This window comes from uncultured Metabacillus sp., from assembly GCF_947503125.1.
GTDB lineage: Bacteria > Bacillota > Bacilli > Bacillales > Bacillaceae > Metabacillus.
The window spans coordinates 54,725-78,557 of the sequence record NZ_CANNCR010000006.1; the positions used below are offsets into that span (position 1 = coordinate 54,725).

General features: G+C 36.3%; 19 protein-coding genes and 2 pseudogenes. 13 read left to right on the forward strand and 8 right to left on the reverse strand.

Going from position 1 to position 23,833, the window contains the following annotated elements; genetic code table 11:
* Window positions 1–419 precede the first annotated feature (419 nt).
* The 5 genes from Q1B07_RS06755 (at window position 420) to Q1B07_RS06775 (ending at window position 9,475) form a co-directional block, all read left to right on the forward strand.
* The gene (locus tag Q1B07_RS06755; protein WP_299089779.1) at window positions 420–2,348 is read left to right on the forward strand and encodes an AAA family ATPase; all 1,929 of its coding nucleotides are present in this window, start codon (window positions 420–422) and stop codon (window positions 2,346–2,348) included.
* A complete protein-coding gene (locus Q1B07_RS06760) occupies window positions 2,341–4,260 on the forward strand; it encodes an ATP-dependent helicase (RefSeq protein WP_299089778.1) in 1,920 nt (639 codons plus the stop codon). Before Q1B07_RS06755 ends, Q1B07_RS06760 begins: the two co-directional genes overlap by 8 nt.
* A gap of 122 nt (window positions 4,261–4,382) precedes the next feature.
* Window positions 4,383–6,734: an EcoAI/FtnUII family type I restriction enzme subunit R gene (hsdR, locus tag Q1B07_RS06765; protein ID WP_299089777.1), complete on the forward strand. Its 2,352-nt coding sequence runs from the start codon at window positions 4,383–4,385 to the stop codon at window positions 6,732–6,734.
* A gap of 21 nt (window positions 6,735–6,755) precedes the next feature.
* Complete coding sequence (locus Q1B07_RS06770) at window positions 6,756–8,183, forward strand: class I SAM-dependent DNA methyltransferase (protein WP_299089776.1); 1,428 nt, start codon at window positions 6,756–6,758, stop codon at window positions 8,181–8,183.
* Complete coding sequence (locus Q1B07_RS06775; RefSeq protein WP_299089775.1) at window positions 8,180–9,475, forward strand: restriction endonuclease subunit S; 1,296 nt, start codon at window positions 8,180–8,182, stop codon at window positions 9,473–9,475. The genes Q1B07_RS06770 and Q1B07_RS06775 overlap by 4 nt, the downstream gene beginning before the upstream one ends.
* Window positions 9,476–9,718: 243 nt before the next feature.
* On the opposite strand, the gene Q1B07_RS06780 is transcribed toward Q1B07_RS06775, so the two are convergent.
* From Q1B07_RS06780 to Q1B07_RS06795, 4 genes and pseudogenes are all read right to left on the reverse strand, one after another.
* Window positions 9,719–10,288: a permease gene (locus Q1B07_RS06780; RefSeq protein WP_299089773.1), complete on the reverse strand. Its 570-nt coding sequence runs from the start codon at window positions 10,286–10,288 to the stop codon at window positions 9,719–9,721.
* A gap of 108 nt (window positions 10,289–10,396) precedes the next feature.
* Complete coding sequence (locus Q1B07_RS06785; protein WP_299089772.1) at window positions 10,397–10,993, reverse strand: TetR/AcrR family transcriptional regulator; 597 nt, start codon at window positions 10,991–10,993, stop codon at window positions 10,397–10,399.
* A gap of 19 nt (window positions 10,994–11,012) precedes the next feature.
* Window positions 11,013–11,726: an MBL fold metallo-hydrolase gene (locus Q1B07_RS06790; RefSeq protein ID WP_299089770.1), complete on the reverse strand. Its 714-nt coding sequence runs from the start codon at window positions 11,724–11,726 to the stop codon at window positions 11,013–11,015.
* A 214-nt stretch (window positions 11,727–11,940) separates the two neighbouring features.
* Window positions 11,941–12,090, reverse strand: a pseudogene (locus tag Q1B07_RS06795) (SDR family oxidoreductase); the annotation flags it as partial.
* A gap of 449 nt (window positions 12,091–12,539) precedes the next feature.
* Between Q1B07_RS06795 and Q1B07_RS06800 the strand changes: the two are divergent.
* Window positions 12,540–14,039: a malate:quinone oxidoreductase gene (locus Q1B07_RS06800; protein ID WP_299089768.1), complete on the forward strand. Its 1,500-nt coding sequence runs from the start codon at window positions 12,540–12,542 to the stop codon at window positions 14,037–14,039.
* A 185-nt stretch (window positions 14,040–14,224) separates the two neighbouring features.
* On the opposite strand, the gene Q1B07_RS06805 is transcribed toward Q1B07_RS06800, so the two are convergent.
* The 4 genes and pseudogenes from Q1B07_RS06805 to ahpC form a co-directional block, all read right to left on the reverse strand.
* Window positions 14,225–14,824 carry a hypothetical protein gene (locus tag Q1B07_RS06805; RefSeq protein WP_299089766.1) on the reverse strand — a complete coding sequence of 200 codons (600 nt, stop codon included), beginning with the start codon at window positions 14,822–14,824 and terminating at the stop codon, window positions 14,225–14,227.
* 480 nt (window positions 14,825–15,304) lie between these two features.
* A pseudogene (locus tag Q1B07_RS06810) lies at window positions 15,305–16,033 on the reverse strand (YetF domain-containing protein).
* A 123-nt stretch (window positions 16,034–16,156) separates the two neighbouring features.
* Window positions 16,157–17,686: an alkyl hydroperoxide reductase subunit F gene (gene ahpF, locus Q1B07_RS06815; RefSeq protein WP_299089765.1), complete on the reverse strand. Its 1,530-nt coding sequence runs from the start codon at window positions 17,684–17,686 to the stop codon at window positions 16,157–16,159.
* A 14-nt stretch (window positions 17,687–17,700) separates the two neighbouring features.
* Entirely contained in the window at window positions 17,701–18,264 is a 564-nt protein-coding gene (gene ahpC, locus Q1B07_RS06820) for an alkyl hydroperoxide reductase subunit C (RefSeq protein ID WP_299089762.1), read from the reverse strand.
* A gap of 595 nt (window positions 18,265–18,859) precedes the next feature.
* Between ahpC and Q1B07_RS06825 the strand changes: the two genes are divergently transcribed.
* The 7 genes from Q1B07_RS06825 to Q1B07_RS06855 are packed head-to-tail and all read left to right on the forward strand — an operon-like array spanning window position 18,860 to window position 23,799.
* Window positions 18,860–19,162, forward strand: coding sequence for an urease subunit gamma (locus Q1B07_RS06825; RefSeq protein WP_299089761.1), 303 nt, complete (start codon window positions 18,860–18,862; stop codon window positions 19,160–19,162).
* Window positions 19,163–19,177: 15 nt separating this feature from the next.
* A complete protein-coding gene (locus Q1B07_RS06830; RefSeq protein ID WP_299089851.1) occupies window positions 19,178–19,498 on the forward strand; it encodes an urease subunit beta in 321 nt (106 codons plus the stop codon).
* On the forward strand, window positions 19,499–21,208 hold the full coding sequence (gene ureC, locus Q1B07_RS06835) for an urease subunit alpha (protein WP_299089760.1): 1,710 nt from the start codon (window positions 19,499–19,501) through the stop codon (window positions 21,206–21,208).
* Between the two features lie 12 nt (window positions 21,209–21,220).
* The gene (gene ureE, locus Q1B07_RS06840; RefSeq protein ID WP_299089759.1) at window positions 21,221–21,667 is read left to right on the forward strand and encodes an urease accessory protein UreE; all 447 of its coding nucleotides are present in this window, start codon (window positions 21,221–21,223) and stop codon (window positions 21,665–21,667) included.
* Window positions 21,660–22,346 (forward strand): urease accessory protein UreF, encoded by a 687-nt coding sequence (locus Q1B07_RS06845; protein WP_299089758.1) that lies wholly within the window; start codon window positions 21,660–21,662, stop codon window positions 22,344–22,346. The genes ureE and Q1B07_RS06845 overlap by 8 nt, the downstream gene beginning before the upstream one ends.
* 26 nt (window positions 22,347–22,372) lie before the next feature.
* Window positions 22,373–22,987 carry an urease accessory protein UreG gene (gene ureG / locus Q1B07_RS06850; protein ID WP_299089756.1) on the forward strand — a complete coding sequence of 205 codons (615 nt, stop codon included), beginning with the start codon at window positions 22,373–22,375 and terminating at the stop codon, window positions 22,985–22,987.
* Window positions 22,984–23,799 (forward strand): urease accessory protein UreD, encoded by an 816-nt coding sequence (locus Q1B07_RS06855; protein WP_299089753.1) that lies wholly within the window; start codon window positions 22,984–22,986, stop codon window positions 23,797–23,799. The genes ureG and Q1B07_RS06855 overlap by 4 nt, the downstream gene beginning before the upstream one ends.
* The last annotated feature ends 34 nt before the right edge of the window (window positions 23,800–23,833 follow it).

The window sequence follows — 23,833 nt, forward strand, 5'->3', positions numbered from 1 at the left end:
TCTTTCAGTAATGACATTTTCCACTGTGTCCTTGTGCAGTTGTCTCATTTTTTTCACCTCCTTTGTTTTTGGATGCCTCTCACCATCCTAGTCATCCCTGTAGTACAAAAAGACCTAATCCATATTGGAAGAGGTCAATTAAAAAGGGGTGGGGCACCGAACGGGAACAAAAACAATTATAGTTATGCCTAGCACCCCAAGAAATTTTATATCATTTTTTTCGAGTTTATAGGTTCATGACAATTACGCGAAGCGCGGATATGCTAATATTGAGAGGAAATATTTGGTCTTTCTAAAGGGATTTACAAGACAGTTGTCGAATTTTTGTTTAGGTATTTTGAAATCCAGACAAATAATTATGTTTTTAAATCAAATAAAAGGTAAAAAGCTCATGGCTATTTTTATATGGAGGTAATAAAATGTTTTTGAAAGAAGTAAGTATTAATAATTTTAGAAGCCTAAAAAAAGTTGTCCTACCGCTATCGAAAAATACAATATTAATCGGGGAAAATAACTCTGGAAAAACTGCATTTTTAGATGCAATCAAATTAGGCCTTGGACGTTCAAACCGTCGGATTTCTCCTTTTAATGAATACGACTATTTTGTAGATAATGAGAAAGATACACCACAAAATTCTGAAGGTATTACTATTGAGTTTAAGTTTATGGAAGATAAACCAAATCAATGGGGGGAAAAAATCCCACAAATATTAGGTGAAATAGTACAACCAATGATGTGGGAGGAAGACCCAGAGGAAGCAATTAATATGATTTGGTTAAGAGTATGCTCAAAATATAGTGAAGAACAAAATGATTATATAATTGAAACACAGTTTTTAAACATTAATGGGGAACCTCTTTCTGCAAGAGCTTCTAATAGTAAATATAATGATTTTTTACAATTAACACCGGTATTTTATTTGCAAGCCCTTCGTGATATACAGGACTCTTTTAGTGCAAACTCACCATTTTGGGGTAGATTTTTAAAAAAAATAAATATACCGAAGGAAAAACTGGAACAAATTCAAGAAAGTTTATCAAACATAAATGAAGAATTAATCAAAAGCGACTCTAATCTAGAAGGAATGATAAAGTCGCTTGAAAATATACATAATGTCCTATCCATGAACAGCAAGGAAGTTGTTTCAATTAATGCACTTCCAATGAAGACATGGGATATTCTTTCAAAAGCTCAGGTGGTTATGAAAGGAAAGGGAAGTAATGCAAATTTTCCTTTAGATAGACATGGGCAAGGAACTCAAAGCTTAGCCACTTTATTTTTGTTTCAAGCTTATATAGAGGTTTTATTAGAAACAACATTCTCTAAGGAGACAGAAGCAATATTAACTTTAGAAGAACCAGAAGCTCATTTACATCCCCAGGCTAGTCGGTCATTATTTAAAAAGATTAAAAATATTGATTGTCAAAAAATTATCTCTACACATTCTCCTTATTTTGTTCAAAATATGGATTTAATGGATTTAAGATTATTTCGGAAAAAAGGTGCAGAAACCACTGTTCACTTTTTAAGAGATTCCGTAACTGCTAGAGTGCTGGCAAATGGTAGTTTACAGAAATTTGTTGCTTCTAAAGGTGGGAAATTTAGTTATGATGAGTCTACAAGCAAGTTGGTGGCGTATGAGCCTATAAATGAAAATGAACAAAGAGGCCTTTTAGGAATGTACAGGGATTCGGACTTTAGTGAAATTATTGAAAAGTTTATTGAGGATTCTCAATTAATTATAACTGATAAAGAAAGAAAAGATTTAAATACATTTGTTCAAAGAACTCGTGGAGAATTGTTTTTTGCTAGGGGCTGGTTATTAGCTGAGGGACAAACAGAGTACATATTGATGCAGTATTTTGCAGAAGTAATAGGACTTCCTCTAGATGACTATGGTATAAGTATAATTGATTTTCAAAATAATGGTTCACCAGGTGCATTTATTAAATTGGCCAAGTTACTAGAGTTTCCTTGGTATTTAATCTCGGATAATGATGACCAAGGGAAAAGTACAATATCTCAAATAGAAAAGATAGGTTTTAGTAAGGAAAAAATTAATGAATTAGTGGCTTTGTTGCCTCGAGTTGATTTTGAAACATATCTAGCATATGAAGGGTTTTTAGAAGAGTATGAAATAATAGCAACTGAAAATGGATATAATATACCTAAAGACCAGTTAGGTATCATAGACAGGGACGAATTAGCAGAAATTATTAAGAAAGATAAAGTTGGAAATGCCTACAGGTTAGTTGAACTACTAAAAGAGAGGGATTTCAATAAGGAAAGAGTACCTGAACTAATCAAGGAGCTTATTGAAAGGTGTGTGAGTGTATCAAATGAATAATGAAATTCAAAGTGAGTTCAACCGATTAACATTAATACAGAAACAAGCCGTTGATTGGGATAAAGGACCTTTAGTAGTTATAGCAGGCCCTGGTTCAGGTAAAACTAAGGTATTAACTTTAAGGATTGCAAGACTATTAGAACAATCCATGGAAGAGAGTTATAGAATATTAGGATTAACTTTTACTAATAAAGCTGCTGATGAAATGAGAGCTCGGATAAAAGAATTAGTTACAGATGTGGACAATAGATTATTTTTAGGGACATTCCACAGTTTTTGTGCAGAAGTGCTTAGAAACCATGGTTCACACGTAGGTGTTAATCCAGATTTTACAATTTACTCTGATACAAAGGATTTAAATGAAATACTTACCGAAGTAAAATCCAGGCTTGAAAAAGATAATATTATTGAACCTATAGGGGTAACTAATCTTTTACCTATAATACAATATTTACAAAGGAATCTTCTTGAGCCAAACCAATCTCTTAATACACTCATTAAGAATACAAATTTAAGAAATGCGGTTGAACATATATATGTAGACTATTGGGAGAAGCTGAAGGAACTAAATGCCCTTGATTTTGATTCATTAATTTTTAAGACATATATGTTATTTAAGAAGTTTCCTTTTATTGCAAAACATTATCGAACGATTTACCCTTATATCTCAATAGATGAATTTCAAGACACAAATTTTGCACAGTATCAAATGATTAAGCAACTTACTAAAGATAAACACAATAATTTGTTTATCGTAGCAGACGATGACCAACTTATTTACCAATGGAATGGTGCAAGTCATAAAAGGCTTCAAGAATTTAAAGAGGACTATGGAGCAGATTTAATACAACTCACCGATAATTTTAGGTGTCCATCTATAGTTGTGGAAGTAGCAAATAACCTAATTAAACATAATAAAGGACGCTTAAACAGTAAAGAGCCTATACGTGCTACAAAAGATGTTGAAGAAAATTCAGATGTATTACGATTAGAGAGCTTTTATACCTTTGAAGATGAAGTTGAATGGATAGTGAATGATATTAAGGAACGAAAGGCAGCTAACCAAGAAGGTACATCATATTCAGTGATAGCTCGTTCCAATAAGCTATTAAATGCAGTCTATGAAAAATTAAAAAGTAACGAAGTACCTGTGGTTATATCAAAAAGAAAAAATGAATTTGAGAGTCCTCTATTGTATTGGATGCATAGTTTACTACGACTAGCCAATAAGAGAAATGATACAAGATATTTAAATGAAGTGGTGAGCTCCTTTGAATTTTTCACAAAATTTCACATTGATATTGAGGAAATTATAGCTTGGAGTGATTCAAGGGATGGAGACTATCTAAAGGGATTTTATAACTGTATAACACCCTTTGATATAGAAAAACAATTTTTAGAGACCTTTAGACTAGATTTAGTTGAGGGGAAGAGCTTTATTGATTTTATCGAACAATCAATGAACTGGCTAGAAAAACGAATTGATAATACTGACGAGGAACTTAAACTTCTATATGATGAAGAACGTGAAGTATGGAATCAATTTATGGGGAACTTTTATTATAAGTATGGAAACACCCCTGTTACTTTAAGCACATTTTTACAAGAATTAGATTTATCTTCTAAACAGAAAGAGCCTGATTTAAGTTATGTACAATGTTTAACCATTCATTCGGCTAAGGGTAAGGAATTTAATCATGTTTATTTATTAGGTTTAGTTGAAGATGAACTTCCATCATATATGAGTAAGAAAAAGGGGAATAACAGTCTAGAAATTGAAGAAGAAAGACGTGGCTGTTTTGTAGCTATTACAAGAACAGTTGAGACTCTCACATTAACTTTTTCTGAAAGATACAATGGTTGGTCAAAAGAACCATCAAGATTTTTAAAAGAAATGGGTGTTTTAAAATAGGTAGTCATTACTTGCTGCCTATTTTTTTGGTATATAAATTCCAATTGAGCCCATTTACTTATATAATCTAATTAACAGTATAATGTTGTGGGTTTATTTTTTTCGAATGGGGTGATGAACTAATGAATAAGAGAGAGTTATCAGAACGTGATATATGTTCAAAATATATTACGCCTGCTCTAACTGAAGCGGGATGGGACCTTCAAAAACAAATTAGAGAAGAAGTTACATTTACAGATGGTAGAATTATTGTTCGAAAGAAAATGGTCACAAGAGGAGAACGGAAAAGGGCCGATTACATCTTATATTATAAGCCTAATTTACCTATTGCAATTATTGAGGCAAAAGATAACAAACACAGTATTGGTTCGGGAATGCAACAGGCATTAAACTATGCTGAGATTTTAGATATCCCATTTGTATTCTCCTCTAATGGTGATGGCTTCCTTGAACATGATAGAACAAAAGATTCAGGCAAAATAGAGCAAGAACTTTCCCTAGCAGAGTTCCCTTCACCTGAAGAGTTATGGAAACGGTATAAACAATGGAAAGGTATAGACCAAGGAGCCGAAGAAACAATTACTCAGGATTATTACTTTGACCAAGGTGGAAAAAGTCCACGTTATTATCAACGCATCGCTATAAATAGAACTGTAGAGGCAATTGCTACTGGTCAAGATAGAATATTATTGGTTATGGCGACTGGAACTGGAAAGACATATACTGCTTTTCAAATTATATATAGACTATGGAAGTCCAAATCTAAGCGACGAATTTTATTCCTTGCTGATAGAAATATATTGGTTGACCAAACAATGGCAAATGATTTCAAACATTTTGGCGATAAAATGACAAAGATAAAAAATAGAAATATTGATAAAGCACATGAGATTTATTTAGCCTTATACCAAGGGATATCAGGAAAAGAAGAACTGAAAAATGTGTATAAAGAGTTTTCTAGGGATTTTTTTGACCTTATTGTAGTAGACGAGTGTCACCGTGGAAGTGCCAAAGAGGAATCGGCTTGGCGTGAAATTTTAGAATACTTTAAGCCTGCAACTCAAATAGGGCTAACTGCTACACCAAAAGAGACAAAAGAAGTTTCTAATATAGAGTATTTTGGTGACCCATTATATACTTATTCATTGAAGCAAGGCATAGAGGATGGTTTTTTGGCCCCATATAAAGTCATCAGAGTATCGATTGATAAGGATATAGACGGATATAGGCCAACAAAAGGGAAAACCGATAAACATGGGCAGATAATTGAGGATAGGGAATATAACATTAAAGATTATGATAAAAATCTTGTTTTAGAAAAAAGAACAGAGCTTGTTGCTAAAGTTGTTTCTGATTACTTGAAAAAGAATAAAAGTCGTTTTGCTAAAACAATATTCTTCTGTGTAGATATTGACCATGCAGAGCGTATGAGACAGGCATTAGTAAACGAAAATGCTGATTTAGTATCAAGTAATCCTAAATATGTTATGCGAATTACGGGTGACAATGAAGAAGGAAAAGCAGAATTAGATAATTTCATTGACCCTGCTTCTACCTATCCTGTTTTAGTTACAACAAGTAAGTTAATGACAACGGGTGTAGATGCACAAACATGCCAGTATATCGTCTTGGATTCTAATATTTCAAGTATGATTGAATTTAAGCAAATTGTTGGTCGTGGTACTCGTATTAGAGAGGATTACGGAAAACAGTATTTCACAATTATTGATTTTAGAGGAGTTACTAAATTATTTGCTGATAAAGAGTTCGATGGGGAACCTGAAAATATTAAAACAACAGGCGGAAATATACCACCAGAAGATGATGAAAATCCTGGTGGAGATGAAGGTAGTGATGATGGAGGAACCACTGGTGGAGGAACAGGAACTGGTGGAGGAGTAATTATAGAGCCAAGGGCAAAGTATTACATTAATGATGTTGAAGTAAAAGTTCTTAATCAGAGAGTACAGTATTATGATAAGGATGGTAAATTAATTACGGAATCCCTGGTAGACTATACTAAGAAAAACGTAAAAAAAGAGTTTACTACCTTGGATAGTTTTTTAAATCGGTGGAATTCCGCGGAAAAGAAAGAAGCCTTATTAACAGAACTTCAGGAACAGGGCATACTCTTTGAAGAATTAAAAGAAGAGGTCGGAAAAGATTTAGACCCATTTGATTTAATATGCCATATTGCATTTGATATGCCTGCTCTTACTAGAAAAGAAAGAGCAAATAATGTAAAAAAGCGTAATTACTTTACTAAATATGGTGAAGGAGCTAGAACTGTACTAGAGACATTACTTGCAAAGTATGCTGATGAAGGTTTAGAAAACTTAGAAAGTCTTGAAGTATTAAAGCTTCCAGATTTACAAAAGTACGGTTCACCACTTGAGATAGTTAAGAAGTTTGGTGGAAAAAAGCAATTTTTACAAGCGATTAAAGAACTAGAAAATGAAATTTATACTGCCTAGAATTGAGAGGAGAAATATGATATGTCTATATCATCTGTAATTAAGTCAGTACAAGATATTATGAGGAAAGATGCTGGTGTTGATGGTGACGCACAGCGGATTTCCCAGTTAGTTTGGATGGTGTTCTTAAAAGTATTTGATGCTAAAGAGGAAGAATGGGAGCTACTGTATGACGATTATGAGCCAATTGTTCCAGAGGACTTAAAATGGAGAAATTGGGCTGCAAATGAAGAAGGGATTACTGGGGATGAGTTACTAGACTTTGTAAATAACAAACTCTTTAAGGAACTTAAAGAAATGGAACTCGATGAGAATAGTAGTCCAAAAGCATTTATCGTTAGGGCAGTTTTTGAGGACTCATATAATTACATGAAATCTGGTACTCTTATGAGACAAGTAATAAATAAATTAAATGAAATAGATTTTACCTCACAAAAAGACAGGCATATGTTTAATGATATATATGAAACTATATTGAAGGACCTTCAAAGTGCTGGGAATTCAGGGGAATATTACACTCCACGACCAGTTACACAGTTCATTGTTGATATGGTAAACCCTCAACTTGGTGAAAAAGTTTTAGATTTTGCCTGTGGCACAGGAGGATATCTAACAAGCTCATTGGAACATTTAAGAAAACAGATTAAAAGTGTTGAAGATAATCGTATACTACAAGAAACAATTATGGGGATTGAGAAAAAACAGTTACCTCATCTCCTAGCAGTAACTAATATGATTCTTCATGATATAGATGTTCCAAACATAAGGCATGATAATTCATTAACAAAGAATGTTAGGGATTACAAGCCTTCAGAAAAAGTCGATGTTATTGTTACCAATCCTCCATTTGGTGGAATAGAAGAAGATGGTATTGAAATAAATTTTCCACAACAATTCAGAACTAAAGAAACAGCTGACCTTTTTATTGTATTACTTATGTATCTATTAAAAGAAAATGGTAGAGCAGGAATTGTTCTTCCTGATGGATTTTTGTTTAGTGAGGGTATCAAAACTACAATAAAGCAAAAGCTTTTAGAAGAATTTAATTTGCACACTATCGTTAGACTACCAAAAGGAGTTTTCTCTCCTTATACAGACATCAATACCAACTTACTATTTTTAGAAAAAGGTAAATCAACTACTGAAACCTGGTTCTTTGAGCACCCACTACCAAAAGGATATAAAAATTATACGAAGACCAAACCAATAAGATATGAAGAGTTTGCGTTAGAAAAAGAGTGGTGGAAAAAGAGAGAAGAAAATGAATTTGCATGGAAAGTCTCAATTGATGAAATAAAGAAAAATAATTATAACTTAGATTTTAAACATCCAAATAAACAAGATGATGAAGAAATAAAAGATACTAAAGAATTATTTATGGATTTATTAAAGCTGCAAAAACAGTCGCTTGGACTTTTAGAAGATATGCAAAAGGATTTAGGATTATGAGAAAATTTTTAATTGGAGATATTTTAACAAGGGTGAAAGATGTTGTATTAATTGAAGATGATAAGCAGTATAAAAGGGTAACAATAAGATTATATCATCAAGGTGTAAATTTACGAGATATTGAAAAAGGTGAAAATATAGGTACAAAGAGGCAATACTTGGTAAAACCAGGTCAATTTATAATGTCGAGAATTGATGCTCGAAATGGGGCTTTTGGAATTATACCAGAAGAGCTAAATGATGCAATAATAACAAATGATTTTTTGACTTTTAAGGTAAATAGTGAAGTTGTTAATATTGAATATTTTAACCTACTTTCCAAAACAAAAGATTTTCTTTCTTATTGTATAAATGGTAGTACAGGAACTACTAATCGAAAAAGATTAAAGGAAGATTTATTTCTTAATTTTGAGATTGAGCTACCAAGTAAAGAAGAGCAAGATTCCATCATTCACAAATATAATAATATAAGTACTAAACATAGATTACTTAGTGAAAACTTCAGGGAACAAAAAATATTACTGGAGAGACTAAGAACAAGTTATAAAATAGACGCTATAAATGGTAAGTATACTAAAAAAGGTGAAAGCCATGAATCCTCGATAGGTCTTCTAGAAGAGATTAAGAAAGAAAAAAATAGATTAATTGAGAGTGGAACAATAAAAAAGGAAAAACCTCTTCTACCAATTGAAATCAGTGAGCAAGAATATGACCTACCAGAAGGATGGACTTATGCAAGATTAGGTGATTTATTAAACCCTATTAATGGTAAGGCTTTTAAGCCCTCTGATTGGTCTGAAGAAGGATTGCCAATAATTAGAATACAAAATTTAAATAATCCAGATGCACCTTTTAACAGATGTAATTTTTCAGTGGATTCCAAGTATCATGTTAAGAAGGGTGATTTATTAATAGGATGGTCTGGAACACCAGGTACATCATTTGGTGCATTTATCTGGGATAGGGAAGATGCTCTATTAAATCAGCATATATTTAAAGGTGTTATATATGGTGATTTAGTTGACAAATACTTTATGCAATATGCAATAAATTCAAAGTTAAATGAGATGATATCTAAAGCTCATGGTGGAGTTGGACTTAAGCATATAACAAAAGGTAAATTTATGAATTTAGTAATTCCTTTACCTCCTTTAAAACAACAATTAGAGGTTGTAAGGATGATAAAAAAAGCTGAGTATATGTTCGAGCAGCTAGAACAAAACCTTATAAAATCTGAAGGATTGGGGAATTTGTTATTAAATTCTCTCCTTAGTTTAGAACAAAAAAGGTAGAGGTACGCCACCTCTACTTTTCTATGAGAATTAAAGTATTTCTAGCTTTAAATTTCTAGAAAATTACTTTTTTCTACTCTATCCAACGTTACGGTGAACCGTACCATAAGTAATTAAGATTTTTGGAAATATGAAGAAACTCAATATAATGATAAAAAATTTTCTAGGCAATAGTAGAAAAAGCTGAAATACACATGACTTTATTTTAAGAATAAAAACTGTATATTTCAGCTTTTTAAGTAATCATCCCCCCAACACACTCGTCACAAGTGATAGAGTTAACAAAACAGCCATAAGTCCACTTGCTGCAATCGCATGCTTTCTTTGCTTTCCTTTAGCTTTTGGAACAAGGGAGCGATGGTATAGGATAGAGCCGAAAATGATAAGGGCAAGCTCGAAAACGATGATGATCATTGGAAATGTCCATAATCCTAATCCAAGCAGCGGAAAGTTTCCGGCAGCTCCAGGGAGGATGGCCATATCTGCTCGATGAACGATTAGATCAAGAAGCCAATGGCTGAAAACGACCGATGAAATGGCAATGCCTCCTCGTTTTCCCCATATGCGCCAAGCAATTAAACCAGCAATGATCGACATGATGAGTGCACTTATGAAAGAATGAGTATAATGTGCATGTATGATCACTGCGCCATATCCGCCGCCATCGACTGGCTCTAAGCTTTCAATTCCAGCGATTAACAATGGAACAAACACAACATCTAATAATTGCGTACTTAACATAAGTGCCCATAAAGGAACTTCAGGTGTCTTTGCTTTTACGGCAGCTGCTACTCCAAAATGGCCTGCAAACATATTAGTTCATCTCTTTTTCAATGGAGGTCCGAATTTTGCCATCAAACACGCCGCAAACCACTGTAAAGAGAAGCATAAATAGGATAAAACTCATTTTTTATCACTCCATTATTTAGGATGATTTTCTATACTTTGCGACTTCATTTTATGAATGCCTGCAAGAAATGTATTAATGAGCAGGCTGATGCTGACATCAAGATCGATTGGGATGCCAAAGCCATTCTTTTGTTCAAGAGAAGCAAAGCCGTGTAAAATGCTGCGAAGCCCTCTGGATGCATGAATTGCTTCTTCATCCTCGAGTTCATAAGCATGTAACACTTGAACAACGAGGTCAACAATTTTTGAACTAATACGATTAAATTCAATATCGTGTACATCAGCATTTGCCCAAAGAGTTGCTTCATATAAACCGGGATGAGCACGTGCAAAGCTCATATACGCTTTACTGATTGCATGAACAGCTTCATCCTTTGATCGTCCAATCGCAGCTTGTGATAACCGTTTATATAATTCCTCTAATCCATAAAGAGCTAAAGCCCTTTGCAAGCCCTGTAGGCCATCTACATGATTGTATAAAGAAGGGGGGCGAATCTTTAATTTTTTTGCTAGTGTTGCTAACGTTAAAGCGTGTACTCCGTCGGTGTCAACTATTTCTGTTGCTGCAGCTAAAATGGTGTTTAAATCTAATCCTGCTTTAGGTGACATTTTCGATCCTCCAATTTGTTCAACTAATTGTTTCCTCAAGCTTAGAAATGGCGAGTTCAATTATACTTGCAGGCTGCTTGATCATTTTTCCATGTCCTACCGCAAGAAGGGTTGGGTTTTGTTTTTTAATCTTCATCGCACTTTTTAGTGCATCCTCCTTATTCCAAGTCGCCATGGCAGGGAAAGGAAATAAAATTTGGAAATGCCCTGAAACGGCAACTCCCCCTCGAGTCTGAAAAGCATCTCCAGCAATGATTGCTTTCGTACGTTCATCAATAAAAGACATTGAGCCAGGAGTATGGCCTGGTGTACTGATCGCTTTTAATGAGCCAATTCGATCTCCTTCTTGAAGCAATACATCTGGTTGCGTTTTTATCTCTCCAGGCTTAAGAACTCCACCTTTTATAGGTGTTTTATTTTCATTTTCATCTAAAGTGCGATCTCCTCTTAACAAACGTTCGTCTCGTTTGGACATATAAACCTTTGCGTCAGGGAGCATCTCCTTTAGTTTATCCAATGAGCCGATATGATCCCCGTGTGCATGTGTCAAAACAATTCGTGTTAGAGGCTTCCCAATTTTTTGAGCTGCTTCAAGTATTGATTTATAGCTATTCGGCAGAGCAGTATCTACCAATGTCAGTTCATTTTCTTCTTCCACAAAGTAACAATTAACTGGAAAAAGTGTCGGGTAAAAATTTAATTGATGAATAAAACCTTCTTTAACAACCTTCATTTTTTTGCCACCTCTTTTAACTAATAACGTTAGTTTTATTTTAACTAATGTTATTAGTTTCAGCAAGCAAAAGTTTAGTGTAAAAGAATCTCTAATCCCTTTTAGACCACATCTCATTTAGATTCAATATGGAGTGTATGCAGTACCGTATCCATCAGTAAACAAGGCACTCAATAAAAAAACCACCAATCCAGTGGTCTTTCATCTAATATACTTAATAAGCCGTCCAACCGCCATCTACAGCAATTACTTGACCATTCACAAAGCTTGCTTCATCTGATCCTAAAAAGATGGCCAACTGGGCAATTTCTTCTGGTTGTCCAACTCGCGGATTAATCTTTAAACCTAATGCTTGGCGGCTTGCAATAAAGAGTCCGCCCTTACAAACGGAATCAATCCTCAGCTTTTTTGTGCCTATCAAGCGAATGCCATTATTGGCATCATTATCGATTGGTATAAACATGATTTTGCTTATAGTGCAAGCTATTTAAATAATCAGCTCGTTCAAATCTTAAAAATGAAAATAAACACTGAATAGGTTCACTAATAACCGTAAAACAAGGCAAAGAAATGAAGGTTTATCCTTATTTTTTTGCCTTGGTGGAAAGACTTCTCACTTTTTTACAAGCCTTAAATAGTTTATAATTATCAGATAATAGTAGAAATTTTGATGAATAAATCATTATAATAGATATGGTATGGTTTTTTATTGAGTCAGAGAAGGTATGTTTCTGGGTGGCGCCTTGCTTTTGGTGACACCAAAGCAGGAGCACCTGCTCTTTTTTGCAAATATAGGGGATAAGGAAGGGTAAAATGAGCAACATACAGAACAAAACAGACGTTATCTTAATTGGTGCCGGAGTCATGAGCGCGACTTTGGGATCATTACTGAAAGAGTTAGCACCGGAATGGGAAATGAAAGTATTTGAGAAGCTCGCAACTCCAGGAGAAGAAAGCTCCAATGAGTGGAATAATGCAGGAACGGGCCATGCTGCACTGTGCGAGCTTAACTATACATCCGAAAAAGCAGACGGATCTATAGACATTAGCAAAGCGATTAAAATTAATGAACAGTTTCAGCTTTCAAGACAATTTTGGTCTTATCTAGTAAATAGTAATCTAATTCGTAATCCGCAGGACTTTATTATGCCAATCCCTCATATGAGTCTAGTACAGGGGGAAAGCAATGTAGCTTTTTTGAAAAAACGTTTTGAAGCGCTGTCAAACAATCCTTTGTTTCAGGGGATGGAGTTTTCTGATGATCCTGAAAAACTGAAGGAATGGGTGCCGCTTATCATGGAGGGCCGTACAGCAAATGAACCGATTGCGGCAACCAAAATCGACTCTGGAACGGACGTCAATTTTGGTGCTTTAACACGCATGTTGTTTGACCACTTAAGAAGTAAAAACGTTGAAATTAACTACAAGCATAGTGTGAAAGATCTTAAACGTACTAGCGATGGCTTGTGGGAAGTGAAAGTGCATAATATGGATAGCGGGCAAACGGAATATCATACTGCTAAATTCGTCTTTATCGGAGGCGGGGGCGGAAGTCTGCCTTTACTACAAAAAACCGGTATTCCTGAGTCGAAACATATTGGGGGATTCCCGGTAAGCGGACTATTTATGGTATGTAACAATCCGGAAGTTGTAGAGCAGCATCATGCAAAAGTATACGGTAAAGCGAAGGTTGGTGCGCCTCCAATGTCTGTTCCGCATCTTGATACAAGATTTATAGATAATAAAAAATCCTTGCTGTTTGGACCGTTTGCCGGTTTCTCACCAAAGTTCTTAAAAACGGGATCGTATTTTGATTTGATAGGTTCTATTAAACCGAATAATCTCCTCACGATGTTAGCGGCAGGGGTAAAAGAAATGGCATTAACAAAATACTTGATTCAGCAGGTTCTTTTATCGAATGAAAAGCGTATGGAAGAATTACGCGAGTTTATTCCAACTGCCAAAAGCGAAGATTGGAGTATAGTGGTAGCCGGCCAACGTGTGCAGGTTATCAAAGATACGGAGGCAGGGAAAGGAACACTTCAATTTGGTACGGAAGTGGTTAGTGCTGCTGATGGCTCGGTAGCTGCATTACTCGGTGCTTCTCCAGGTGCTTCTACGGCCGTTCACGTTATGCTTGAGGTCTTAGAAAAATGCTTCCCAGAACGTATGATGGAGTGGCAACCGAAAATAATGGATATGATTCCTTCTTATGGCGTGTCACTCTCGGAAAACCCGGAGCTTTTCCAAAAAATTCATGCTTCAACAGCTCAAACACTTGGTTTAAGCGAAAAAGAACCAGTCTTTAATTAATTATTTGAATGAAGAGGCAAAGGTAGTAAATGAAAAAGTTTGTAAATAATAGAATAGCATTAAAAAGTAAACGTAGAACCTTTGATCTAACGCTGGATTGAAGGTTCTTTTTTTGCTTCATTCCATAAACGAATAGAAGGGTCGCTACCTAGGTAACGATCCTCTACTATTTAGAGATTTATGCTTTAAGCTAATCTTTTTACGATGTTTTCTAATTCCTTTGTTAAGGTACCATTTTTGTATTTTTCGATAAAACAGCTATATAAAACTTGGATGAGATCTTTTACAGTGAATGTTATATCCGGTTCTATGGCTGCCAAATCACTTAAAATGATTTCAAGCCTTAGCGCTTTTTTCCTTTTAATCGTACAGTCGATCCTCTTTTCTCCTTGAATCTCTCTTTGAAGATGCAGGATTTCTTGTTCACCTCTGTAATGGTAGACTTTGATAGGCTGCGGAATTCTTGAGTGTAACTCTCTGAATAAGCCGTAAAGGTTTTTTCGGTTGTTTGCCAGATAGAGAAAATCATCAAGAAGAATGCTGATCAGATTTGTTTGGGTAAATGGTTTGTCGATCACTTCAGAAATGTCTTCACAAAATAACTCACCTCTAAGAAATTCTGAAGCAGGAACAGAAATTGTATAGGTTAGGTCAGTGTTAGAAGTAAACCTTCGTGATACATTATGAATGAATTTGTCTAAAAGTCCTTTAGGATGATAGTTGAGTTCATCAAGTTCTTCTTCATAGATTGTATATATATGTTGATTAGAATAGGTCTTGCTCATCATCTCTCCCTACTTTCTAAATGATTCTATCAATTTGTTATATTGCTAGTCTATTCGAGAGAGGGAAGAGGTAGAACGTTTAAACGAATAAGTTTTTGTATAAACTAGTAGAAAAAAGGATGGGAGAGCAAGATGTCTACTAAAAAGAGAGGTAAGAAAAATAGTCTCGAGGGAATCGATAAAAAAGTAATCAAGCAATTTGCCTATGCAGCGAAAAAATCAAAGACCGTGTCTGCTTTTAAGGCAAGATAATAAGAAAAGCGTAAGGCGCTTAGCATTCGGCGACAAGCATAAGTCAAATCGGAATAGAAGGTGTTCTTTACCTTCAATTCCGATTTGACTAGACCCTAGAGCCGATGGCGCCTGGAACTGGACACCAAACTAAGTACAAATTTTATACTTTCTTAACTTACTAGCAAAAGTAAAAAATTGAGGCTTAATTTTCACCTGTATGATAGGGAAACTGGTGCCTCAATTTTTTTACTTATATAAAAACACATTCAATTTGTCGTTGTTATCAATTGTCGCTAGCAGAACATTTTTTATCTCTGTTTGATATAAACTCTCTATATTGGAAACCAGCCAGCTTTCATTCTTTTGAGTTTCTTTTAACTCCTTTTTCATTATTTTTCCTTCCTTAATGATTGTCTTTGGCAAATGAAAAGCATTCGTTTTGATTTGTCATGATTCATGTGTGACCGGCATATATTTTGGATCTAGAAAAATAGACATTTTCCCTTCCGCTTCCCAAAACGCTAAGGCGACCTTTTTTACATCTTCTATTTTTTCTTTCCGTAATTCTTCTAATAAAACATCAATTGATATTCTTGCATGCATTAATCCTTTATAATCAATTTCTCCGTTTTGAATGAGGGTGATCGGTTTATGATTTACCCAGTTTCGAACCAAAGGCCATTTTAGAATTAATAATATGCCGGCAAGGTATAAAATGACCAAAACACTTGTGGTAATCATTGACCCTTTTAATCCTAGTTCTTCGTCTGATAAAGGATGGGCGATAATGTTTCCAATGACTAAAGCAATAACGAAATCAAGGAGTCTTAATTGGGAAATCGCACGCTGGCCTAACACTTTCGCAACAATGACTAAAAAGAAAAATGAAACGACAGCTCGCAGGGCCCATTCCAATGCAGTAAGTGTTGGCTGACCATGAAAAAAATCCAAGTAAAACACATCCTTTGTCCCCATAAACTACCTTTAGTTTTCCAATTTTCATTTTTAATAACCGGCAATCAAAAATTAATTTTAGAAAAAAAGAAAGTCACTTTACTACCCGACAAATAGCAAAGTGACTTTTTAACATATTATCGATTAATTTCGAATGAGATAGTCGAATGCACCTAAGGCTGCATTTGCGCCTGAACCCATTGAAATAATGATTTGCTTATAAGGATTATTTGTACAGTCTCCAGCAGCAAACACGCCAGGGATGTTTGTTGCTCCATGATTGTCTACTACAATCTCACCGGTTCTCGTACGTTCAACAGTATCTGATAACCAATCTGTATTTGGTACAAGACCGATTTGAACAAACACACCTTGCAATTCAATATGATGTTCTTGTTCTGTTTCGCGGTCAACATAGGTAATACCGTTCACTTTGTCGGTGCCGGTAATTTCTTTTGTTTGAGCGTTCTTGATGACTGTTACATTTGGAAGGCTGTAAAGACGGTCTTGCAGGACAGAATCAGCCTTTAGCTCCGGCATAAATTCAAGAACTGTTACATGTTTAACAATTCCTGCAAGGTCAATAGCCGCTTCAATACCGGAATTGCCGCCGCCAATAACGGCTACGTGTTTTCCTGCAAACAATGGACCATCACAGTGAGGGCAGTATGCGACCCCTTTATTCTTAAATTCAGCCTCGCCTGGCACTCCAACATTACGCCAACGAGCACCTGTGGAAAGGATGACGGTTTTACTCTTAAGAACAGCACCGTTTTCCAATTCAATCTCGATAAGGTCATTCTTTTCTAAGCGTTTCGCACGCTGCAGGTTCATGACATCAATGTCGTACTCTTTCACATGTTCTTCAAGACTTGCTGCGAGTTTTGGACCTTCTGTATATTTCGTACCGATAAAGTTCTCAATGCCCAGCGTGTCCATAATTTGACCGCCAAAGCGTTCAGCAACAATCCCAGTACGAATGCCCTTACGTGCTGCATAGATAGCTGCACTTGCACCGGCTGGTCCGCCGCCAACAACAAGCACATCAAATGGATCCTTATCAGCAAATTCTGATGCATCTGGAGTACTGCCTACTTTAGCAAGGATTTCTTCCAGTGACATACGGCCGCTGCCAAATGATTCTCCATTTAGAAACACGGTTGGTACAGCCATGATGCCTTTGCTTTCAACCTCATCTTTAAACGCTGCACCATCAATCATCGTATGTGTGATGCCAGGGTTAAGAATGCTCATCAGGTTTAGTGCTTGTACAACATCAGGGCAGTTGTGGCAGCTTAGGCTGATGTAAGATTCAAAGTGATATTCACCTTGAATGCTTTTAATTTGATCAATGACCTTTTGTTCAACCTTTGGAGCTCTTCCGCTCACTTGCAGTAAAGCCAGCACTAGTGAAGTAAATTCGTGTCCAAGAGGGATACCAGCAAACGTTACCCCAGTGTCTTCGCCGATGCGATTCACACTAAAGCTTGGTGTTTTAGGCAATTCTGTGTTCTCAACTTTAATTTTTGGCGACATCGTCGCTAGTTCATCAATTAAAGCAAGCATGTCGCGAGAAACGTCATCGGAGCCTGCGCTAACTTTTAGCAGCACGTCGCCCTCCATCAGTTCAAGATATTGGGCTAATTGTGCTTTAATATCTGCTTCAAGTATCATGAATTTCGTGCTCCTTAAATTTTCCCTACAAGGTCAAGGCTTGGCTTTAACGTTGCAGCACCTTCTTGCCATTTTGCCGGACAAACTTCACCTGGGTTGTTGCGCACATATTGTGCTGCCTTAATTTTGTTAACGATCGTGCTTGCATCACGGCCAATGCCGCCAGCATTAATTTCAACAGCCTGAACGATACCGTCTGGATCGATAATGAAAGTACCGCGATCAGCAAGACCTTCTTCTTCGTTTAGAACATCAAAGTTGCGGGAGATTTTTTGTGAAGGGTCACCAATCATGATGTACTCGATTTTGCTAATTGCTTCTGAGTGATCATGCCATGCTTTATGTGTAAAGTGAGTGTCTGTTGAAACAGAGTATACTTCAACTCCAAGCTCTTTTAGTGTTGCGTATTGATTTTGAAGGTCCTCAAGCTCAGTAGGACAAACAAATGTAAAGTCTGCTGGATAAAAGCAAACAACGCTCCATTTTCCTTTAAAGTTTTCTTCAGAAACTTCGATGAATTCTCCGTTATGGTATGCATGTGCTTTGAATGGCAGTACTTCTTTTCCGATTAATGACATAATAAATTCCTCCTAGTGTAAATGTTGATGATGTTAGGTATATCGTCAAAGCGATGCCTAACAATTAATAATTATAATTTGTTTTTAATTATAATTAGTTATTTAAAATAATTCTAATACAAAAGATATTATTATATAAACCTCATTATTTTGTCAAGGATAAAGTTTGAGTTATAGATAAATCATCATTGGCAGTTGTTGTTAATGAAGAAGTGAGGCATTAATCCTGGTGAATAAAGCTTATATTTTCAATTAATATCAACATTTCTCAATTGATTATTCTTTTGTTGCTGAACCCTTATGTGAAATAGGAAAAAGATTGTTTGCGATCGAAATAAACATAATCAGATCTAGCAAGTTTATTTTGAGAAATAAAAAAGTAAAATAAAAATCGTGTTACAAAATCTAACATTGTTTTGGGAATGGATAAAAATACTATTTATACTATCTATATCATTGTTATGATGAAAAATTTTTCTACGGATGAAGTAATTTTTTTATTCTTTTTTCAAAGGTTCGGTGTTTTCGAGTTTCATATGGTCCGTTTGGGGCTTTCAAGATGTAATACAGAAATTTTATGAAAGAGGCGATAGTAATGAAATTGACCTCAAGGGAAATAGAGAAACTTATGGTTGTTGTTGCTGCTGATCTTGCAAGGCGCCGCCAAAAACGCGGGCTTAAGCTAAACTATCCTGAAGCAATGGCGATTATTACTTATGAAGTATTAGAAGGTGCACGGGATGGAAAAACAGTCGCTCAACTAATGCAAGAAGGAACAACAATTTTGACAAAGGAAGATGTAATGGAGGGTGTTGCTGAGATGATTTCGGATATTCAAGTGGAAGCAACTTTTCCTGACGGGACGAAGCTTGTCACAGTTCACAATCCAATTCAATAAAAGGAAGGGAAAATGATGATTCCTGGAGAGTACCTATTAAAAAAGGAACCGATTATTTGTAATAAGGATAAGGAAGTAACATTGATTACTGTACTGAATAGGGGAGACCGTCCCATTCAAATCGGATCGCATTTTCACTTTTTTGAAGTGAACAATATGCTTCATTTTGACCGGCAAAACGCCTTTGGGCTGCATTTAAATATTCCAGCAGGAACAGCCGTGCGGTTTGAGCCTGGAGATGAAAAGGAAGTAGAGCTTGTCGCTTTTTCAGGTGAAGGAAAAGTATATGGTTTAAATAACTTAACAAACGGCTCTGTGAAAAAGGAGGGGAAGTAAATGAGCTTTTACATGTCCCGAAAGCAGTATGCTGATATGTTTGGCCCAACTGTAGGAGATGCTGTTCGATTAGCGGATACAGACCTTTTTATCGAAATTGAAAAAGATTATACAACATATGGAGATGAAGTAAAGTTCGGCGGTGGAAAGGTCATAAGGGATGGAATGGGTCAGCATCCTTTAGCAGGCAGAGACGAAACCGTAGATTTAGTGTTAACAAATGCCATTATTGTTGATTACACAGGGATTTATAAAGCAGATATTGGTGTAAAGGATGGGTTTATTTCGGCTATTGGAAAGGCAGGAAATCCATTATTAATGGACGGAGTCAATATTGTGGTTGGAGCGGCAACAGAAGTGATTGCGGCTGAAGGAATGATCGTGACAGCAGGAGGAATTGATGCACATATTCATTTTATTTGCCCTCAGCAAATTGAAACAGCAATATCTTCAGGCGTAACAACAATGATCGGCGGTGGAACCGGACCTGCTACAGGAACAAATGCTACAACCTGTACACCAGGAGCTTGGAATATTCATCGGATGCTCGAAGCAGCAGAGGAATTTCCTATCAATCTAGGATTTCTTGGAAAAGGAAATGCCTCTGATGAAAAGCCATTAAGGGAGCAAATTGAAGCAGGTGCAATTGGTTTGAAGCTGCATGAGGATTGGGGAACAACCGCCTCGACTATTGATGCAAGCTTGAGAGTTGCCGATCAGTATGATGTTCAGATTGCGATTCATACGGACACACTTAATGAAGGTGGGTTTGTAGAGGATACTTTGGCAGCAATAGGCGGTCGGGTTATTCATACATACCATACAGAGGGAGCTGGAGGAGGACATGCCCCAGATATTATAAAAGCAGCAAGTTATCCAAATATTTTACCTTCCTCAACAAATCCTACACGTCCATATACAGTGAATACTCTTGAAGAACATTTAGATATGTTGATGGTTTGCCATCACTTAGATCCAAGTGTTCCAGAAGATATTGCGTTTGCAGATTCCCGAATTCGAAAAGAAACAATAGCAGCGGAGGATATTCTCCACGATTTAGGGGTTTTCAGCATGATTTCGTCTGATTCTCAAGCAATGGGACGTGTTGGAGAGGTAATTACACGTACATGGCAAACAGCAGATAAAATGAAGCAGCAAAGAGGGAAATTAAATGAGGACAAGGGTGTCGGAGATAATTTTCGTGTTAAGCGTTATATTGCCAAATATACAATTAACCCGGCCATTGTACATGGGATCTCAGATTATGTCGGTTCTGTTGAGGTAGGGAAACTTGCTGACTTAGTTGTATGGGATCCGGCTTTTTATGGTGTAAAGCCTGAGTTGATTTTAAAAGGCGGTATGATTGCTCATAGTCTTATGGGAGATCCAAATGCAAGTATCCCAACACCTCAGCCTGTTTTATACCGGCCGATGTTTGCCGCCTATGGGAAAGCAAGGTTTAAAACTTCTATGACATTCGTATCGAAAGCAGCTTATGAAGAGGGTGTTCATGTAAACCTTGGTTTACAAAAGATGATCAAGCCTGTGTCAGGAATTCGGCAATTGACGAAAAAAGAGATGAAGTTTAATGGAGAAACACCAGAAATTGAGGTTGATCCGCAAACATATGAGGTAAAAGTAGATGGTGAGTTAATCACCTGCGATCCTGCAAAAAAACTTCCTATGGCACAGAGATATTTCTTATTTTGAGGTGAGGAATCGATGATTATTGAAAAAGTAATTGGGAATGTGGCAACGTTTGAAAAAAGAGCTCCCCATGTGGAGCGAGTGTATTTACAAAGTGATGATTTAGTGAAACGCATTCAGCGTGTTGTCACAGATCATGGGAACGAGATTGGCATTCGTTTAAAGGATCATCGTGAATTACTAGATGGTGACATTTTATTTATGAATGAACGGAATATGATTATAGTGTCTGTAAAAGAAGACGACCTCCTGGTTATTAAACCAATATCTATTCAGCAAATGGGGGAAATTGCTCATCAGCTTGGTAATCGTCATTTACCAGCACAATTTGAAGCCGGTGAAATGCTCGTTCAATATGATTATTTAGTTGAAGAATTGCTTATGGAATTATCTATTCCGTATAAACGTGAAAATCGAAAGGTGAAACAAGCATTCCGTCATATTGGACACCGCCATGACTAATGGATTGTATCCCCTTCTTCAACTTTGTGATTCAAACTTCCCGTCTGGGGCTTTTTCACATTCGTTTGGGTTTGAGACGTATATCCAGAATCAGATTATTACGAATAAAGAAACTTTTGCACAAGCCATCATTGTTTATCTTCGGAAACAGCTTATATATACAGATGGCCTTGCTTGCAGGCTTGCGTATGAGGCTTTAGAACAAAACAATCTAGCAAAAATCATAAAGCTTGATGAACTCTTATTCGCCTCCAGCCTTGCACAAGAAACAAGAATGGGGAATAAACGAATCGGAGAAAGAATGGCAAAGCTATGTGTTGAACTATATCCGTCACCTGTTCTTATCAAGTTTGTGCAGTGGTTAAAAGACAAGAAAGTATATGGTCATTCTGCACTTGTTTTTGCGATGGTCACTCATCATTTAAACGTGACAAAAAAGACGGCAATTGAAACCTATTTGTTTGCAGCTGTTTCTTCCCTAATTCAAAATGCTGTTCGCGGTATACCGCTTGGGCAAACTGATGGTCAAAAGATATTGGTAGAGATCCAGCCTTATTTACAGGATGCTGTGAAAACGATCTGTCAATTATCTATCGATAATTTAGGGGCAGTGAGTCCAGGATTGGAAATCGCACAAATGCGTCACGAACGCTTACATGTCCGATTATTTATGTCTTAAATGTATTTGAAAAAGGAGAGGGTAAAATGGAGCCGATACGTATTGGAATTGGCGGGCCTGTTGGAGCAGGAAAGACGATGCTTGTCGAAAAATTAACAAGAGCTATGCACAAAGAGTTGAGTATGGCAGTCGTAACAAATGACATCTACACAAAAGAGGATGCTATGTTTTTAATGAAAAATGGAGTATTACCTGAAGATCGAGTCATTGGCGTCGAAACAGGAGGATGTCCGCATACAGCCATTCGTGAAGATGCTTCAATGAATTTTGCTGCAATCGATGAATTAAAGGAGCTTCATCCTGATGTGGAATTGATTTTTGTTGAAAGCGGCGGTGACAATCTTGCTGCGACGTTCAGTCCAGAGCTCGTTGATTTTTCTATTTATATTATTGATGTGGCACAAGGAGAAAAGATACCGCGAAAAGGCGGACAAGGAATGATTAAGTCAGACTTGTTTATTATTAATAAAATTGATCTTGCCCCTTATGTTGGGGCGAGCCTGGAGGTAATGGAGCGCGATACAATTGCAGCAAGAGGGGATAAACCATATATTTTTACGAACTTAAAAGATGAGGTTGGTCTTGATAAAGTAATAGATTGGATTAAAAAGCAGGCCCTATTAATTGGACTTGAATCATGAGCCATACGGGGTTTTTAGACATTACGGCTAAGAAAAAACATCGAAAAACAGTGATATCCTCTTGTTATTATGAAGGGGCACTGAAAATAACCCGACCGGTATATCTTGAGGACAACAATCCTTCTATTTTTTTAATTCATGTTGGAGGAGGATATGTGGATGGAGATTCATATTTGACGAATCTCATCATTGAAAAGAACGCGGAACTTTCAGTTACAACACAATCCTCTACAAAGGTTTATAAAACCCCAAAGCAGCCCGTTCTTCAGCGAATGAATATTAAATTAGCACAAGGAAGCATTCTTGAATATTTGCCAGACCCTTTAATCGCATATGAAGGAGCCCGATTTACTCAAGAAACAATCGTACAGCTTGAAAGCGGTGCATGCCTTTTTTACAGTGATATTATTACACCAGGATGGGCAAAGGACGGAAGTTTTTTTCGCTATAAATGGATTCGTTCTAAACTAAAAGTTTATAAAGGGGAAAAACTAGTATTACTAGATCATACATGGTTAGAACCCGACGGTGATATGAGCGGGATCATGCAAATGGAAAAGTATACGCATTTTGGGACTTTTCTAATTATTCATGACCATGTAGATAAAAGCTTCCTTAACGATTTATATGAAAAGCTAGAAACATTATTTCCAGATGTACATTTTGGGCTTTCAGCTTTACCAGAAAGCGGCGTTATCCTGCGGATCCTTGCATTTACTACAGGTATAATTGATAAAATGATTCACTATGCCCATTCAATTGCTAGAGGTAAACTGTTAGGGAAAGAAAATATTGTATGGAGAAAGTATTGAAAGAGCATCTTTCCTTTCGAGGAAGGGTGCTTTA